We start from the raw sequence: 17,390 nt of genomic DNA on the forward strand, positions 1-17,390 counted from the left end.
CTTTTCTATAGTTCTATACGATGTTTGATTCTTGACAGTCAACTTATATTCTTACGACGCGACATTCCGACTGAATGTAACAACTGTTTCAATTGTCAATAAAATTTTAAAAGCACGTGCAACTGATGACATTGTTAATGAAAATTAAATATCCACAGAAGTTATTGTGCTAGCATGTTTCATCAGCCGTACACACTCGGAAAAAACTAAATTGTAATATATTTGGCGATTTATTACTCATTATACTAATTATTGGCAATGATAAAATCCACTGGCTTTTTAGTCCTTGTTTTAGTTCTAATGTCGTGTCAGCAAAAGGAGTCTGATAGTGGCAGTCAACCAATTGCTCAAAACGATAGCACTGCGGCCTATTCGAATAGTGGAGACATGCAGTTTTTCTCTGTTCCTTTCAATAGAAAAATGCAAGACAAGCTTTCATTATCTTTTGGTTGGGAGCCTTCTTTCGGAACCGCTTTTGTGGTAAATCTTTATAATACCGGAACCGAAGTACAGGGAGTCGCATATGAGGTGAGCCCCGAAGACCGGGGAAGTATTGCCGGGTTTAATTCTAAAGTGCAAAAGGTATTGCCCTTCGAAGGCTATAGTTTTACCATTGACCTAAATCGATGGAATGCATTGGTAGAGAAGGTGGAGAATATTCTGAGCCGATCATCTTCCAGTACTGACAAAAGCAACAGGTGTTTTGATGGAACCCATTACTACCTTGAATACGGGGACAAACAGGTTGCAGGTCACAACTGTGAGCAAGATACTATTGCGGCGTTGTCAAAATACATTGAGCAGGAAATATTAACGCCTGTTCATGAACTTAGAAAAGCTGAGAAGTAATATAAAAGGCCGGGAAAATGTGAAGTGGCTCTAAAAAGTTAGACACTTTTAGGGGCATTTTTATGGATAAAGTCTCCCTGCTTTAGTACGCCGGGTTATACAATGAATTTTTTAACAAACACTCGAAAGACAAGATTGCCTAATACATTCGTAGTAGCTCCTTAATCATTACAAGGCACACTATTTGATCGCGATGCCAAACGGATGGCAAAGATAATGCACGACAACCGCAAACACTTAAATGCCAAATACTTGCATTAATTTATACTGAACCAATCCGGTTCACGAAAGAAAGCCTTACTGAGTAGGGCTTTCTTTTTTTTGCTCCTCTAATTCTTGTGCTCTCCCGAAAAACGTTAATAAAATCGTTAATACTATTTTACGCCCCAAGCGAAGGATCAGTGGCCAATGGTTGGCTAGGAGTTGAAGGTTAGGCGTTTCTGCAGGTGAGCCATACCGGTCTCAAAATAATGGGCCAGTTTGTTGTTGATACATGCCAGGGATCTTACATTCTCTTTAAAGATAGACTGAATCTTCTCCATGGCAGCCTCATTACCGCCCAATTCAATAATTGAATTCTCTTCCCCATCTATTTTGTCCGATTCCAGGTCGCTGATATCATCCAATATCAGGGCGTTGACCTTTACATACGACCATGCTTTTATAATACGCTGTAGCAACTGTTCTTCAACCGGGATGTCGCATAAAGTAAAGAAAAAGGCATCCGCCCGGTTTAGCGCCTTTACAGACGATCCCAGTGCATATTGCAAAGGCTTCCCGTTGTTCAAATGCAGGAGCAGGTCACTGAAAAAAATGCTGTTCACAACAGTTGGAGTGTATAGTATCTTACAGGCACCAATAAAATCTTCGTAGCCGATCTGCTTTGCCTCATACTTTGCCATCAGATCAAATGCATCTTCCATTAGCCGGATATGCTTTTCATCCAGCAGGATGGACTTTTCCACTCCAAGTTTATATTGTGCGTCAAAAAGGAAGGGAATAATAGTGTAGCCTAATGAATTGGACAAATAAACATATTTTCCTTTCCAGAAATGATTGTTATTGGGAGGGGTCCGGTCTGCAAAGAATGTGGCAATGTCATAGTCAATACCATATTCATCTGCCAATTTTCTTTTGGTGATAGGGAGCATGTTACGCAATTTTAATATTGTCGTAAAAAATACGATTCTTTTATTTTATATTAGACAAAACCTTTGAAAGATGCAAACCCAAACCCATCAACGCCCCATTGCTCAAATAGGCGAGCACGTAGGTATCGAACTAGGTACCAAATTAGTAAAAGATTATTTTGATGTTTATCCCGAACAGGCCTATGGACATGTTATTGGTAGAGATATTATGGACAAGATCCTGGCACAACCCGGTTGTGAAGGAGTTGTCGTTTATCCTGCTTTAAATGAAAATGGCAAAAAGACCCTGGTTTACGCCGGTATTGATGCCAAAGGGAAAGCTATCGTAAAAATACCGATGATACAATCTGACGGTGTTATTCATTTTGAAGATGGAATCATTGCCGACAGGGCCATTCCTTCTGACCCTGACGAGGGAGTAGATCCCGTAGAAACTGACATCATTCCTGAGTGGTAATACCTATATTTTGTTTATCAGGTAAAAATAAAGCTGCCAGGTCGTTTAGTCCCGGCAGCTTTTTAACAGGAGCCAACCACTTTCAGCCAGTAGTCCACCTGCCGCCTCTTACCTACCCTGGTCGTGTATGTACAAGGTCTTTTCTATAGCTCTATACGATGTTTGATTGTTGACAGTCAACTTACATTGTTATGGCGCGACTTTCAGTGTTAGCTAACCCTAGCGCCCATCGAAGCTTACACGAGTTCGTTATTCCATATTTTTCTTGCAAGAGCGTATAAACTCTCGGTCCGTTTTAGAATGGCTTCGGCATTCAAAGCCCTGATTGGCTTCAATATCAGGTTTTCCTCCAGCATGGCTCCCTTTAAACATGATAATGCGTAAAGGTTCTCGCCTTCTAATAATTGGAGTTTCTCGTAATTAGTTTGAGCATTGAACTCCATGGCACAATTGTTTGGCAGCAACAAGAAATTCCCCAGGCTCCGGCAGGTTGCACGAAAAATGTTTTCATTGGGAAAATCCTTCCTGTATCGGTCGTAATGATGTTCGTTGAGTATTGGACATAATACAAAGCGATTTTTCTTTCTGCTGGATACCAGGTCTTCAAATCTTAGCGTATTATCGCTGTATTTTTGCTCAACATAATAGGTTATTCTTGCAAGAAAATAATGAACGAATTTCTTATTATCATGGCTTGACGAGAAGTCGAATATCGCAATGAGGCTTTCGCTTAACGAAGTTAGTTTGCCACTTAATATAGCCATTAAAGTATCCAGACTTTTGTTTCTGATTTCTTTGGCCAAAGAATAGATGATATAGCGTACCGATGTTTGTGTGATGCTTTTATTGTTTAATGTCCTTATTATGGTATAAGTATCTATGAATTTGTATGTGTTGTTAAGCTTTGTTACAATGGTTTCTTCATCATCCAGCTTGTTGATGGACGCTAGCAATAAAGGGAATGTAAGCGAATCGGCGATTGTCCAATAAGAAGCTATAAAAAGGGTTTCCAGGCCAGTTGTTAAGTTATCTGTCGCATCAAGGATCCTCATATAAAGTGTTGAGTAAAAATCAAAGCCACCTTTAATAAAGTAAAAAAATGAATCCGGGTCGGACAAGCCGATTTTCCTGGGATTATCTTTAACCCAGGTGTGAAACCGGGTGCCTATCTTCTCGAAGTCTTCATTTGTTGCACTTTTTGCCGATGATCGAATGGTCTCTGCAAAATGACTGCGTAGCCAGGCTTTTATAAATTCCTGATCTTCCTGGGGGGAATAGCTATGAAAGATAGAGATTTTGTCTTTCCAGAGCTCATTGATCTCTTCGATCCTATCAGCGTCGTTCACATTACTTAACAGGTATCCTTTCAACATTTCGGTGGGCGTCAGGTTCAGACCACGATCGTTCATTGTCTCAAATATAGTATAGGCGTTCTCACTCGAATAGGCAAGAATTTCCACAAATACTACATTTTCTTTTAACCATTCGATAAATAACGGCAAGTTAGACTCCGTGAGGCTCGGAGGAAACAGAGTGGCTATGTCAAGATATCTGTCGTACATATTTCTTACAGAAAAATCTGTGCTCGTTTCTATGTCGAATTCCTGATTCTTAAATAGCGCATCTAATATTGAGTTTCTACTGGGAACGTCGATATTATAACTGCTTCTTCCTCCCTTTCTGGAAAAGATAAGTGGTTCGATATCCTCCTTTTCGGCAAAATTAACCTGCCGGTTATTGAGATATATTAACAGCAGCATTATGGACGTAAGCCGTTGCTGCCCGTCAACAATGGATCGCGCCTTGCCTGTCTCACAGATCACGATCGGGCCAAGATAGTAGCAATTGTAACGCACTACCTTATCGAGGGTATCATCTTGTGTATAGTCGGCCATAAAGGCCGCTTCAAGATCCACCAAAAGCTGTTCAATGTGCTTTTTCCCCCACTTATATTCCCGCTGGAAGTAGTCCACCGTATATTTTTTTCCATGAAGTAGTTCAGTCAGCTTCCTTTTATCGGCCTGTATATTGTTTGCAATTGAGCTCATGGTTTGCTTTTTAAAGTTTTAACTAACATTCTTAATATATGATAGGCATGTTCATAGGCGGAAAGATTTTGCGCATTGGGTACTATTTCGCCATGAAACAGGACGCAACGCAAGTTGTAGAGCACTTCTATTACAGCTCTTGCTATTAACTCTGTATCCTTTATGAAATAGCCGCTACCGATCTTTAATGCCTGCTGCCGGTTATTGCTCATAAGGCTTTCTTTTCTCTCGGGAGATACTTCCTTGAAATAAATGATCAACACCTCCCACTGGTCTTTACTCAGGGTGGAACGTTGTATTTCCGACTTCAGGTGCTCCATGTCTCTAATGGCATTGTTCATAAAGAGCATTTTTTTCCCACCTTTTATCATTTCAACGACAACTCTATAGCTCTTACTACTGCTTGTATATTCGACGAAATACCTGACTCCTTTGTATGGACTGTTTTTTATATAAGCAGTGTTCTTTCTGAAGTATAGGTCTGAAAAACAAATGCGGTGTCCGGCGCTTTTTATATTGTTATTCTCCAACGTTTCGTGCAGCAATCCCATGGAGCTTTTAAAATACAGGCCTTCGCTTGTAGATGAACCCAATAGTGCGATGATCTTATCTTTTATCGGATTCGTGTTGGATTTTAGTTCTTCAATATGTAACCGGTCATTGTCTAACTTATAAGTATTATAATACCATGCATTGAACGGTATCCAGTATTTTAAGAAGAAAAAGGCATAATCATTTGCAGATTCTGCCAGGTCGAGCCACATAGTTTCATTGCCAATAAATAGGTTTTTTGACATTTCTGATCGGTTTGAGGGGGCACGCCGATATTAGAACGCATGCTCCCCACAGGGGTGCGGGCCTTAGTCTGGAGTACCTGATATTATTTAACATATATATACAGTTGCAGATATCCAAATATGGTAACATGTCAGTTTTAATTTAGATAGGATCTTTATCGAAAGTATAATTTAATTAATGTATACCCTGGCTGGCACCTGTGACAATGGTTAACGGGCATTACTGAGCCTACACAAGCTAGTACTGGTGCTACAAGACCCGTTTATGGCAACTATTTTGGACTTCCTATAACTGTTTAACCCTGACACAGTAGTTTTTATCCGCGGACAAACTCCGGATATCCCTTTCCAGAAGAGGTATTCGCTGCCATTCAGTAGTTGGAGTAATTAACATCGGTATACGATTCTCGAATAAGATTTTCAAGGGCATGTCGAAGCCCTGCATACAATTCGTCCACCGGTAGCTTAATTCATTCTCGTGAAAGGAATATTCGAGTGTAGGAATCTGGGTTGTTGTTAAATACTGGGCAAATACTTTTGAAAAATTCCTTCCGGAATACTGATTGAGTAAGGTTAACACCTGATCTGTAGAGACAGTCTGATGATATAATTCTTTGTTTAAGAGCAGCAACCACCCTCTGAAGGTAGAATCGCCTACAATCTGTCTGATAGTATGGAGCATAGCACTCCCCTTGTAGTATTTGTCTGAGGTATTAGTACCGATGATAGCTTCATCATTTTTTATACGCTTCCATGTGCCGATAGCGTACTCATTGCCGGCGGCATTCCCGAAAACGAAGTCAGTATAAAGCGTTTCCAGGTATTTCGTAAAGCCTTCATGGATCCAGCTTTCACCAAAGCCACCGGATGTGATGCTATTGCCAAACCATTCGTGCCCGCTTTCATGAATAAGAATAAAATCCCACTTCAGCCCCCACCCCGTTCCAGAGATCCTATCCGTTCCTTCATAACCGTTCCGGAATCCATTACCGTATGCTACAGCGCTCTGGTGTTCCATGCCGGGCATAGGAGCCTCTACAAGTTTGTAGCTATCCTGATAAAAGGGGTATGGACCCAGCCAGTATTCAAAAGCATGTAACATGGTGTCGGCCTGTAGGAAATGTGCTTCCGCCTTCTTCCTGTTGTAATCCAGCACCCAGTAATCACAATCCAGCGGACCTTTCAATCCGTTATATTGCCTATGCCAGCCAACATATTTTCCAATGCTGGGGATAATATTGTAGTTGTTAATAGGACTGGTCACCGTCCACGTGTATGTAACTGTGCCTTTCCTACCTATTGTCTTCTGCTGTAGTCTTCCGTTTGCTATTGCCACCAGCGTATCCGGAACTGTGATGCTAACGGAGGCGCCGTTATCAGGTTCATCATATAAAACCTCCTTACAAGGCAACCAGATGCTGGCGCCTGCCCCCTCGCAGGCTATACTCATCCATGGGCGGCCTTTTCCATCTTTAGTCCAAATCCAACCGCTTCCAAAGGGCGGTCTTATTGCTTCCTGCGGGTGCCCACTAAAAGCGACCGATATAGTTTGCTTGTCGCCAACAATTAATTCCTGTGGGAAGGTGATCAGGTAAGTGTCGTTGCCCTTCTTTTCAAAAGAGAGCTGTTTTTTCTTCCAGGTGACAGCTGTTATTGTCATCGGTTCCTGAAGGCTGATGCGCATTACCTTTCCGGCATTCAGCACCTCAAAACTGATGTTGTTGTTGCCTGAAATAAATTTTTTCCGATAGTCAGGGGTGACCTCAATCGTGTACTTCAATAGATTCCACCAGCGATATTCCTGAGCAACATCTGCTGGCATAGTTTCTCTGCTGCTGCCAGATATTGCCTGGCCGTTGGCAGGCATAGCATAAAGCGAGATAAGGAGTGTAAGCAACACGTATTTAATCATAGTTAAATATACCTCCCAATCATTTAATTTAAAAAGGTAGACGAAAAACGCCGCTTTTTGCTATTTTTGCTCCGAAATGAACAAAGCAACTACATCATCTCCGGTTACACCACCTTGATAGCACCAACCAATCGGCTATCAGTACACGCCCGGCTTCTCTGCCCGGGGCCTTACTGTTCATTCAAACCAACTACTTCATTATTCATTTAATACTTTTTAATCTTCAGCATGAAGGCCTACTTTAATCTGTTTGACTTTTCGCAGAAAGTTAATTACAAGACCGAAATATTGGCAGGGCTAACCGTGGCCATGACTATGATTCCTGAATCCTTGTCCTTTGCCATTTTAGCAGGACTCTCGCCTTTAACCGGCTTGTATGCTGCATTTTTAATGGGCCTGATTACGGCGGTTCTGGGAGGCCGGCCGGGAATGGTATCTGGTGGTGCAGGCGCTACGGTGGTGGTTTTAATCGCTTTAATGCAGTCACACGGGGTTGAATATGTATTTGCAGCAGTTGCATTAGCGGGGCTCATCCAGATTACTGTCGGAATATTCAGGCTGGGGAAATTTATCCGCCTGGTGCCCCAACCTGTTATGTATGGATTTGTAAATGGACTTGCTGTGATCATCTTTATGGCACAGGTTGAACAATTTAAGACATCTACCAGCGGCGGTACTGTATGGCTGAGCGGATCTGCACTCTGGATTATGGCCGGTCTGGTTGCATTGACGATACTTGTTGTGATCACCTTTCCAAAAATCACAAAAGCAGTACCAGCATCGCTCGTAGCCATTATTGTTGTTTTCCTGATCGTCTTAGGATTCGGCATCGAGACAAAAACGGTAAAAGACATCGCATCCATCAGTGGTGGCTTTCCTTCATTCCATATCCCGTCCGTCCCTTTCGGTTTCGAAACAATCAAGACTATCTTCCCATACTCGCTGGTCATGGCAGGCGTTGGTCTGATAGAAAGCCTGCTCACACTGAACGTAGTAGATGAAATCACTGGTACCAAAGGAAAAGGTAATAAAGAAGCCGTAGCACAGGGGACAGCCAACATAGTGAATGGCTTTTTCACGGGCATGGGCGGCTGTGCAATGATCGCGCAATCTTTTGTTAACTTATCTGCTGGTTCCAGGGCACGATTATCGGCGATTATAGCATCAATTACCATCCTGCTGATCATTCTCTTCGGGGCTCCTATCATAGAGCATGTTCCAATGGCGGCATTAGTAGGGGTAATGATCATGGTGGCTATTGGAACATTTGAATGGATCAGTCTGCGTATAATAAACAAAATGCCGCGTCACGACGTTGCGGTGGGCATATTGGTTGCCGTTATCACGGTATGGTTGCACAACCTTGCTCTGGCGGTACTGATAGGTGTTATTATCTCTGCACTCGTCTTTGCCTGGGAAAGCGCCAAACGCATACGTGCAAGGAAGTATACCGATGAACAGGGTGTTAAGCACTATGAGATTTTCGGGCCTTTATTCTTCGGTTCTGTTAGCGCCTTCCTGGAAAAATTTGATGTAGCGAACGATCCGGCTGAAGTGATCATAGATTTTAAAGAAAGCCGTGTAGCTGATATGAGCGCCATTGAAGCCTTGAGTAAACTGACAGAACGCTACCAGAAATTAAACAAAAAGCTGCACCTGCGCCATCTCAGTGAAGACTGCCGCCTGCTGCTTAAAAACGCTGAAGCTGTGATTGAAGTAAATGTCGTTGAAGATCCGTATTACAAAGTGGCTACAGATCTGCACTAGGACGCTGTTGTTTCAATTGATCACCAATTGAACGGATGACGCGGGCGGGGTTGCCGGCGACAAGCATATTCGCCGGAACGTCCTTCGTGACTACGGCCCCGGCAGCTACAACTGAGTTTTCACCTATAGTCACTCCTCCGATAATGGTTGCACCGGCTGCAATCCACACGTTCCTCTTAATCACGATGGGCTTTCCAATTGTAACAGCGCGGCGTTGTGAAGTATCCAGGGAATGGCTCGTCGTGATAATGCTCACATTCGGCCCGATCATCACATCGTCTCCGATTTCGAGGCCACCGAGGTCATAAAACGTACAGTTCTGATTGACGAAGACATTTCGTCCAACGCTGATTTCGTCTCCGCCGGCAGTATAGAATGGCGGGAGTAGTAAAAAGCTATCGTCTACCGGTTTACAGATAAGTTGGCTGAACAAAGCACGAACTTCATCTGCGTCGTTAAATGTCAAACGGTTAATCCTGGCAGTGATCTCCATCGCCCGTTTGGTATTTGCCACCATAGCCGCCGATTCCGGCGTTCTTCTGTTAACTATCCTGGTGTTATCATTACTCATCGTCCATCGTTTCTTTAGCTGCAAATGCGCGCGTTACAACTGTAAATGTGCCTGCATTCATCAGAAGTGGTTTAATAAACAACTACGAGTTATGCTTGCTCCTATATCTGCAATAGATCTGGTCTTACTTCTTTAAAATCTTCATCAGCTAACGCCTCGTCTAAGGGAATTGATAATGCGCCTCACTAAATACAGCCTTACATTCTTTTAAATTGGTAATCCTTTATCCTTCCGTTTTGCCAGTTCTACAACCTGGTTGAATACGGGTGCTCCTGCCTGCGCTGCCTTACGAACAAGGTTTAAATCAACGAAGTCGCCACCTCTCTCGCGCACGGCGGGATCAAATAGTTCAGGCTCGTCGCCGTCCAGGAAATCGGGTTTTGTTGGCCAGCCCTCGCCGCACATGATCAGGGCATCGATTTCCTCTGACGCTTTTGCCGGCGTATGCTGATCAAGCAATACACCGCGTGCAGTGAGGGTTCCTGTTACATCGAGGCTTGCTCCCCCATCTCCCCACGTGCCCACAACAAAGCCGTCCACCGTGGTATCGCCTTCAATTGCCAGACGCGCACTGCCTGAAAAGAAAAGATTATCCGCCTTCAGTTTTCCCAAAATCACCAATGTACTCGTACGCCCTTCGGGTGTTTTACAAATAAAGGTTCCTTTTATCGCCACATCGCCATCGATGATGACCGCCCAGGGATCTTCCTCCAGGGTGAAATCACCGTCAATCTCTAATGGCCCTGGGATATGTTTAATTGAAACCTCGTCATCATTCAATGATGCAGTTTCTTCAAACCATTCCCACCAGTATTGTTCACTGTATTGCTTTTTTAATTCATCCATAGATGCAGGCGCACCTAAAGTCTGTTTGTTCTCCATTATTCAAATATCTAATTTATTCTTTTATGTTGTATACGATCAAATGGGAACTGGTAGTTGACCTGATTGTCAGCTGATCCGAATTTGTGTAGTCAAGTATAACTAATCAGGAAATGAAACCCCTGTAAGTTCTCTGCAAGCTTCCAGCAACCTTTCCTGCAATACAATATTGTCAGCTTCGGGGTTATGACGTTTTTCTTTTTGATGAAAGAAATAATGGCCACTAACTTTCGCCTTTTCATCGTTGCTTGTAGCAAGCCATACCTGCGTTTCATATCCCTTTTGCAAGTTATCGGGCGCCCCCCTTCCACCCATCTTTGTCGGCACCCATCCAGGGTCGAGGGCGTTCGAATAGACGTCCGTCCACTTTCGTGACACTGCTATGGAGAGCATTACCAAAAGCAACTTTGAATCAGAATAGGTTACGCGGTTACTATTGTTTAACAGATCAAAATTAGCATTCCCCTGAAAGTGCATGCCGGAACTTAAGTAGATCAGTCGTTTAGGCTTTTGAATTAAACATGTAAGAATATAGGGAGCTAATATATTGACATGAAGAATCTGCCTGGCTGAAGCATTGTAAACGCCGGCATTATGGATTACCGCATCGAACATGCCTAATTCATTCACGTCCTGAGCAAGCTTTTTCGTTTGCTCAATATCTGACAAGTCGCCCGTTAAAATACTTTCAGCACCTGGCAGTTTCTTTATCGTCTCACTTTTTCTCTCTTCGTTACGTGCATGTAAAACGACCTGATGTCCGGCATCTATTAGTGTTTTTGCTGATAGCAGGCCAAGGCCATCTGCGGAGCCGGTGATGAATACTCTTGCCATAGGCTAACATTGTTATTACAACGAAAGGTAGTACTTTTTCAAAGATGCCATGTCATGCCGCCGATCATAACATCTGTAAAGCTCCGCAGTATATATTAAGCTGGTTTGTGGACACCTTCGGATACCGGTAAGTACATTAGAACTACGAAAAGGGACCTCATGTTTTAAGGGTTGAAATAAAGATTCTGAAAGCAATCCCTTGAAATAGCATATCTTTCAAACATGCACCAGGAATTTGAATCTCCTGAAGCCCTACAGGATACCATAAAATGCTTTTGGTATGAAAGAAGGGACCTCGGAGAACTACAATCGGGTTTTGAGGTATTACCGGATGGTTACGCCGAAATTATTTTTCACTTCGGAAGCGGCTGTAGTATTGCTAACAATGAAGACCTGCAAGCATTGCCATCACCGTTTATCGTCGGCTTGCTCAACCAGCCTATTACCTTTTACTCAAAAAATCGTTTAGAGATCATCGGTATCAGGTGCTTTCCATGGACGGTGTTCGATTTACTGGGACTGCCGTCAGGAAAAGACCGGGTGCATGTATTTGAGCATCCTATCGCTCAGCTTCAATCTACCCTGAGCAAGTGGATGGAAGCCGGTAAGATAGATGAAGCAATGGCGGAGGTACAGCAGTATTTCCTGCATGCACGGTCGCAGATTGCCGTTGACAGTATGCTGTTCAAAGCGGGCCTCGCTATGAAGAAGACGAACGGCAATATGCCGGTAAGCGAGATAGCAGCGGCAGCTCATGCAACGGTTCGCACGCTGGAAAGGAATTTCAAGCAATCCTCCGGCTATACCGTTAAAGATGTTTCAGGGCTGATGCGTTTTGAGAAGGTGCGGAATCAATTATGGCTATATCCTGATTCCAATATAGCCGGCCTGGCTCAAGAACTGGGTTATACGGATCAATCACATCTGAGCAGGGAATTCAAACGCTACAGCGGCACTACACCAGGGGTATTCGCACGAAAAGCGAAGAAAGCGAAACAGGCAGTAAGCGACGATTTTGTCGCGTTTATACAAGACTAAGGCAGGCGCATTCCCCAATTTTGTGCTTCAATTAGTTTATATGAACGTTATACCTGAAAGCAATACATCCGCAGAAAGCCAATCTATTTATGATGTGATCATCTCGGGAGCAGGGCCTGTAGGCCTGTTCCTCGCCTGTGAACTGGCCATGGCCAAATGTTCAGTCCTGATACTGGAAAAGGCGGAGCAGCTGCACTCACCATTGAAGCAAGTACCTTTTGGCATACGGGGCCTCTCTGCCCCTACTATTGAAGCCCTTTACCGACGTGGTTTACTGGATGAACTTGAGGTGCCCAGGCGTCTTAAAAATCCGCATACAACTACAGTAAAAGGACCACTACGCCAGGTAGGCCACTTTGCGGGCATTCCTTTTCATGAAAGTGATATTGACACCGCACAGTGGAAGTATCGTCTGCCAGGTTCGACCGACACCAGTCTGATAGCTGAAATGGAGGAGCTTGAAACAGTACTGACCCGGCGCGCTGCATCTCTTGGTGTACTGATCAAGCGTGGACTTGCCGTTACAGACTTCCATCAAACCGTGGACGGAGTGACCGTCCTGTCGGGCGACCAGTCCTTTAAAGGTCAATGGCTCGTAGGCTGCGATGGAAGCCGTAGTATTGTCCGCAAGCTGGGTGGTTTTGAATTTGCCGGTACGGAGCCGGCATTCACCGGCTACACTACTAAGGTCGATATTGCCGATCCTGAGAAACTCCGTCCAGGCCGGAATCTGACATCAACGGGCATGTACCTTCAATCCCAACCAGGTTATGTGATGATACAGGATTTTGATGGCGGAGCATTTCATAGCGCAGAAAAGCCGGTCACACTGGAACATGTGCAGGAGGTTTTACGCCGCGTCTCAAATACGGGCGTTACGATCAACACCCTGCATGTTGCTACCACATGGACGGACCGGGCACGGCAAGCCACTACATACTGCAAAGGACGGATACTTCTGGCGGGAGATGCCGCACATATTCATTCTCCACTGGGAGGTCAGGGACTTAATCTTGGACTGGGTGATGCCATGAACCTGGGTTGGAAGCTCGCCGCCACCATTCACAACAAGGCGCCCGAAGGCTTGCTGGACAGTTATCATACCGAACGACATCCCATTGGGGCACAGGTGTTGGATTGGTCACGCGCCCAGGTCGCCATTATGAGACCAGATCCACATGCCCGCGCACTGAATGCAATTGTCCGCGATCTCGTGCATACACGCGATGGCGCCACTTATTTTGCAGGAAGGGTGTGGGGCATTTTCACACACTATCCTCTTGGTGGTAGCCATGCGCTGACAGGCCACAGCATCCCCAACTTTGTCTTTGAAGACGGTACAAACATTGGCGGGTTAATGCAGGATGGCCGGGGACTACTGCTCGATTTTGAAATGAATGCTTCTCTGAAAACGCTGGCGGATAAATATGGGAGCCGAATCAGCTATGTTTCAGGCAGCGTAAAAGACCGGTTAGGTGTAAGCGCCGCGCTGATACGCCCTGATGGGATTATTGCCTGGGCTTCCGACATGGACCTGGATTATGGCGAACTCCAAAAGGCTGCTGATCGCTGGTTTATTTGACTACACACAGACGGCTTCCCCACTCATTATGAGCAGCGGAAGCCGTTATTGTGCGATTTGATTCAGCATGTATGCCATGAAAAAGCAAACGACTATTTACCCGCAATGACACTGATCTCGATATTGGCATTTTGGACAAGGTCACTGACGGCTATGCAGGTTCTGGCAGGATATGGTTTGTGAAAGTATTGCCTGTAGATACTGTTAAACTCCCCGAAATGATTAAGGTCGCGCAGATACACGGTGACGCTGATTACCTGTGTTAAAGAAGTACCAGCTTGCTTTAAAATAGCGCTTACGTTCTTTAAGGCCTGGCTTACCTCTTCCCTGAACGCTACACCTTGATTATCTTTAGATGCAACACCAATCTGTCCGGATACAAACACCAGTCCATTACGGACTGTATAGTCACTAAATGGCTTGGCTTGAGCACCTGCAGTTTGTCCCTGTGCAGTTATCGCGAACAGCGATAGTATGCTGCTTATTGTGAATGCTATAAATGTTTTCATTTTCTTACAATCCGTATTTACATAAAAGAGCCGTCATGGCAGCCATGGCGCCAGCGCCCATAGCCACCTCACGGGGATTTATCTTATCATAAGTATCCAATGCACTGTGATGAATATAAAACAGCCGGCTGTCGTCGCAGTCGAGGCTAAGCAGCGCTTTTGCCATTCCCTTCATAGGCACCAGGTCAACGCCCCGTTGTTGCGACTGGACATCACCAGCCTTATAAGGCGCTAATAACAATGCCCATTCTTTGAACCTGGCTACCACTTCGGGTGAGGCTTCTATTCTGAATCCCCGGGGACTAAAACCGCCGGCGTCCGATTCTAAAGCTGCTACATGATATTCGTTACGCGCCTTAGCCTGTTCCGCGTATTTTACACCACCGTGTGCGCCTGCTTCCTCGTTCATATAAAGTATCACCCGTAAGGTCCGGGCGGGCTTCAGACCGGTTGCTTTAAATACTCTCAATACCTCCATTGCCTGTACCACCCCGGTTCCGTCATCGCTCGCGCCTTCGCCTACATCCCAGGTATCTATATGCGCACCGACAGTTACAAACTCTTCGGGATGTATAGCGCCCCTGAGTTCTGCAATAACATTATATGAAAGGACATCCGGCAATTGTATACAATTCATCTTCAGCGAGACCTGCAGCTTAGGGTCTTTCTTCAATGCTTCACTCAGTTTATCGGCACTATTGGTACTTAAGGCTGCAGCTGGAATTTTCGCTACCGAAGCATCGTAGCTCATAGCGCCTGTATGAGGATAGTCGTCCTTCGCCAGCGTCAATGACCTGATCAGCGCACCGATCGCACCCTTCTTTGATGCAGCAATAGCACCTTGTGCCCGTTGGTCAGCAGCTGCCAGATAGGCTTTGAACGTTTCCACCTCACGCGCGTCCATCGCCCGGTTAAAGAAGACGACCTTACCTCTTACCTGTTCGTCACTAAGTGAGGATAGCTCTGCCCAGGATCTTACTTCTACTACCCGCGCTGTTAATGTGCCACCTGTTCCCACAGATCCTCCTAAGGCACTTAGATCCAGCTTTACGCTGCTGCCGCCTGTGGTAAACCAGGCGGATTCTTTTGCACCTCTTACCCAATGCGGCACCATGACTGGCTGGAGATAAATACTATCCGGACGATATTGGGACATCGTAGATCTTGCCCAGTCAACAGCCTGCTTTGCCTGTTCTGAACCCGTCATCCTGGCCCCGATATGGCGGCTCAGGTAACGCAGGTTTGCATCCATTTCTTCACCTGATAATACTACATCGTAAAGTTTACGGATCATGAGCGAATCAGCGGTATCACGTACCTGTGCAGTTGCTGATGTGATCATCAAAGTAATGACTGCTGAAAAGACAAAGGAAAATGTATGTTGTCTGAAAAATTTAAATAGCTTGTTCATAAACTCGTTATTGTCCCACACCACTTGTTGTATAATTAATCGGGAACCAGCCATATCCGGTTTCGCGCTTACGTATGTGACCTATGCCAGGGAAAGATAAATGGTCTGCAGCTATCCAGTACTTTCCCTTCGCTGCATCCTCATAGGCTCTCTTCCGCGCCTGGGCAGCTGTTGCAGGATCAACGTCATACACGATCGTAACGTCAGGATCTGCAAACTGCACAGCGGCTGAATGCATGATATCGCCCCAGAACATTATTTTCTCTCCGTTACTGGTTACCTGGTAAAAGCTATGTCCAGGTGTATGTCCGGCGCTGGCAACAGGAAGAATACCAGGAAACAGTTCCTTTCCATATTCATACGTTTTGAGCTTTCCGGCTTTAACGTATGGGGTCATTTTGAGCCGTGCCTGATCGAAATACGGTTTCAGTCTGGCAGGAGCTTTTGCATAGTTCTCATCACTCAGCCAATAATCAGCCTCTTTCCTACTAACATAGATATCTGCATTCGGAAACACCATTTTATCGCCAGCCATTAAACCACCGGTATGGTCGGTATGAATATGGGTTACCAATACTGCATCAATCTGTTCAGGTTTATAACCTGCACGGATCATATTCGCAGGAAGATGGCCGAGTGAAGGACCGTATAAGTCAGCCGTGCCCGCATCCACCAGGATGAGTTTACCGTTGATCTTGAGCAGGTACGCATTCACAGAAGCCTCTACTACCGGTGTCTGAAAGTTTAGTTCGGTTAATTTTTTGACTTCTCCCGGTTGAGTATTGGTCAGCAGTTTGTCCAGATCCTGAGGCACGCTCCCATCAGAGAATGCAATGATCTCGATATCGCCCAGCAACATATGATAACTGCCTGGCTGAGCCAGTACCTTTGTATGTTGTGCGAAAGTAAGCGGCGCATAATACAGCGAGGCACCCATCATCACACCAAAGGAGAGAATTAGCTTCAGAAAAAAACGATTAAAAAGAATCTTTACGTTTGTCATCTTGAAATATTTTTGGATATATTTTTTGATCAGATCATTGTCTTCCTTACAGGCCTGATTCAGGAAGGCGCTAAAAACGGATACAAAGCTATGCCGACGGTACACTTTGGACAAGTACGTACTTCATTATAGCATAGGGCTAAAATTATCTCTATGCGCTATCCGGGTATTATTGGTTAATTTTGTTACCTCAACGATGTTTGCAATGTTTGAGAGAAAGATTCCGAAGGACTTAGATTGCGGGATGGCGATGATTATGGAAATCATCGGGGGCAAGTGGAAGCCCTGCCTGATCCATAATATCTGGCATGGTCACAGACGGCCCAGCGAATTGCAGCGGTTAAATCCTAAAGCGAGCAGAAGAGTACTTTACCAGCAGCTCCAGGAACTGGAGGAACATGGTATCATTGAGCGGGTTGTATATCCGGTTCTCCCCCCGAAAGTGGAGTATTTCTTAACTGAGTTGGGTAACTCACTATTGCCGGTCATCAGCGTTATGGATGAATGGGGAGCACAGTACCTGTCGAACCCCAGCAAACAACCGCTTTTAAGCAAAGAGGTGTGAAATAGGATAACAAA

Annotated in this window: 16 protein-coding genes; 6 read left to right on the plus strand and 10 right to left on the minus strand. The window is 44.8% G+C overall.

Annotation, left to right across the window (positions count from 1 at the left end):
* The first annotated feature begins 258 nt into the window (after positions 1 to 258).
* Positions 259 to 849 (plus strand): hypothetical protein, encoded by a 591-nt coding sequence (locus L3C95_RS17000; protein WP_236389295.1) that lies wholly within the window; start codon positions 259 to 261, stop codon positions 847 to 849.
* Between the two features lie 416 nt (positions 850 to 1,265).
* On the opposite strand, the gene L3C95_RS17005 is transcribed toward L3C95_RS17000, so the two are convergent.
* The gene (locus tag L3C95_RS17005) at positions 1,266 to 2,000 is read right to left on the minus strand and encodes a hypothetical protein (protein WP_236389296.1); all 735 of its coding nucleotides are present in this window, start codon (positions 1,998 to 2,000) and stop codon (positions 1,266 to 1,268) included.
* Between the two features lie 70 nt (positions 2,001 to 2,070).
* Here L3C95_RS17005 and L3C95_RS17010 point away from each other — a divergent pair, with 70 nt between their 5' ends.
* The gene (locus L3C95_RS17010) at positions 2,071 to 2,457 is read left to right on the plus strand and encodes a hypothetical protein (RefSeq protein WP_236389298.1); all 387 of its coding nucleotides are present in this window, start codon (positions 2,071 to 2,073) and stop codon (positions 2,455 to 2,457) included.
* Positions 2,458 to 2,693: 236 nt separating this feature from the next.
* Here L3C95_RS17010 and L3C95_RS17015 read toward each other — a convergent pair whose 3' ends face one another.
* The 3 genes from L3C95_RS17015 to L3C95_RS17025 form a co-directional block, all read right to left on the minus strand.
* On the minus strand, positions 2,694 to 4,505 hold the full coding sequence (locus L3C95_RS17015) for a DUF262 domain-containing protein (RefSeq protein ID WP_236389300.1): 1,812 nt from the start codon (positions 4,503 to 4,505) through the stop codon (positions 2,694 to 2,696).
* A complete protein-coding gene (locus L3C95_RS17020) occupies positions 4,502 to 5,302 on the minus strand; it encodes a hypothetical protein (RefSeq protein WP_236389302.1) in 801 nt (266 codons plus the stop codon). The genes L3C95_RS17015 and L3C95_RS17020 overlap by 4 nt, the downstream gene beginning before the upstream one ends.
* Before the next feature lie 286 nt (positions 5,303 to 5,588).
* On the minus strand, positions 5,589 to 7,214 hold the full coding sequence (locus L3C95_RS17025; RefSeq protein WP_236389305.1) for a M1 family metallopeptidase: 1,626 nt from the start codon (positions 7,212 to 7,214) through the stop codon (positions 5,589 to 5,591).
* 228 nt (positions 7,215 to 7,442) lie between these two features.
* Between L3C95_RS17025 and L3C95_RS17030 the strand changes: the two genes are divergently transcribed.
* Positions 7,443 to 8,981, plus strand: coding sequence for a SulP family inorganic anion transporter (locus L3C95_RS17030; RefSeq protein WP_236389306.1), 1,539 nt, complete (start codon positions 7,443 to 7,445; stop codon positions 8,979 to 8,981).
* On the opposite strand, the gene L3C95_RS17035 is transcribed toward L3C95_RS17030, so the two are convergent.
* From L3C95_RS17035 to L3C95_RS17045, 3 genes are all read right to left on the minus strand, one after another.
* The gene (locus L3C95_RS17035; protein ID WP_236389308.1) at positions 8,965 to 9,552 is read right to left on the minus strand and encodes a sugar O-acetyltransferase; all 588 of its coding nucleotides are present in this window, start codon (positions 9,550 to 9,552) and stop codon (positions 8,965 to 8,967) included. The two genes, L3C95_RS17030 and L3C95_RS17035, sit on opposite strands and share 17 nt — an antisense overlap.
* A 207-nt stretch (positions 9,553 to 9,759) precedes the next feature.
* Positions 9,760 to 10,434 (minus strand): hypothetical protein, encoded by a 675-nt coding sequence (locus L3C95_RS17040; protein ID WP_236389309.1) that lies wholly within the window; start codon positions 10,432 to 10,434, stop codon positions 9,760 to 9,762.
* Positions 10,435 to 10,536: 102 nt separating this feature from the next.
* Positions 10,537 to 11,268: an SDR family NAD(P)-dependent oxidoreductase gene (locus tag L3C95_RS17045; protein WP_236389310.1), complete on the minus strand. Its 732-nt coding sequence runs from the start codon at positions 11,266 to 11,268 to the stop codon at positions 10,537 to 10,539.
* Between the two features lie 222 nt (positions 11,269 to 11,490).
* Between L3C95_RS17045 and L3C95_RS17050 the strand changes: the two genes are divergently transcribed.
* On the plus strand, positions 11,491 to 12,306 hold the full coding sequence (locus L3C95_RS17050; RefSeq protein WP_236389311.1) for an AraC family transcriptional regulator: 816 nt from the start codon (positions 11,491 to 11,493) through the stop codon (positions 12,304 to 12,306).
* A gap of 40 nt (positions 12,307 to 12,346) precedes the next feature.
* The gene (locus L3C95_RS17055) at positions 12,347 to 13,888 is read left to right on the plus strand and encodes an FAD-dependent monooxygenase (RefSeq protein WP_236389312.1); all 1,542 of its coding nucleotides are present in this window, start codon (positions 12,347 to 12,349) and stop codon (positions 13,886 to 13,888) included.
* Positions 13,889 to 13,980: 92 nt separating this feature from the next.
* On the opposite strand, the gene L3C95_RS17060 is transcribed toward L3C95_RS17055, so the two are convergent.
* The 3 genes from L3C95_RS17060 to L3C95_RS17070 are packed head-to-tail and all read right to left on the minus strand — an operon-like array spanning position 13,981 to position 16,811.
* Positions 13,981 to 14,397, minus strand: coding sequence for a RidA family protein (locus tag L3C95_RS17060; protein ID WP_236389313.1), 417 nt, complete (start codon positions 14,395 to 14,397; stop codon positions 13,981 to 13,983).
* A gap of 4 nt (positions 14,398 to 14,401) precedes the next feature.
* Complete coding sequence (locus L3C95_RS17065) at positions 14,402 to 15,808, minus strand: M20/M25/M40 family metallo-hydrolase (RefSeq protein ID WP_236389315.1); 1,407 nt, start codon at positions 15,806 to 15,808, stop codon at positions 14,402 to 14,404.
* A 7-nt stretch (positions 15,809 to 15,815) separates the two neighbouring features.
* The gene (locus L3C95_RS17070; protein WP_236389316.1) at positions 15,816 to 16,811 is read right to left on the minus strand and encodes an MBL fold metallo-hydrolase; all 996 of its coding nucleotides are present in this window, start codon (positions 16,809 to 16,811) and stop codon (positions 15,816 to 15,818) included.
* Positions 16,812 to 17,055: 244 nt separating this feature from the next.
* Here L3C95_RS17070 and L3C95_RS17075 point away from each other — a divergent pair, with 244 nt between their 5' ends.
* Entirely contained in the window at positions 17,056 to 17,376 is a 321-nt protein-coding gene (locus tag L3C95_RS17075) for a winged helix-turn-helix transcriptional regulator (protein ID WP_236389317.1), read from the plus strand.
* The last annotated feature ends 14 nt before the right edge of the window (positions 17,377 to 17,390 follow it).

Source organism: Chitinophaga filiformis, from assembly GCF_021646545.1.
GTDB lineage: Bacteria > Bacteroidota > Bacteroidia > Chitinophagales > Chitinophagaceae > Chitinophaga > Chitinophaga filiformis_A.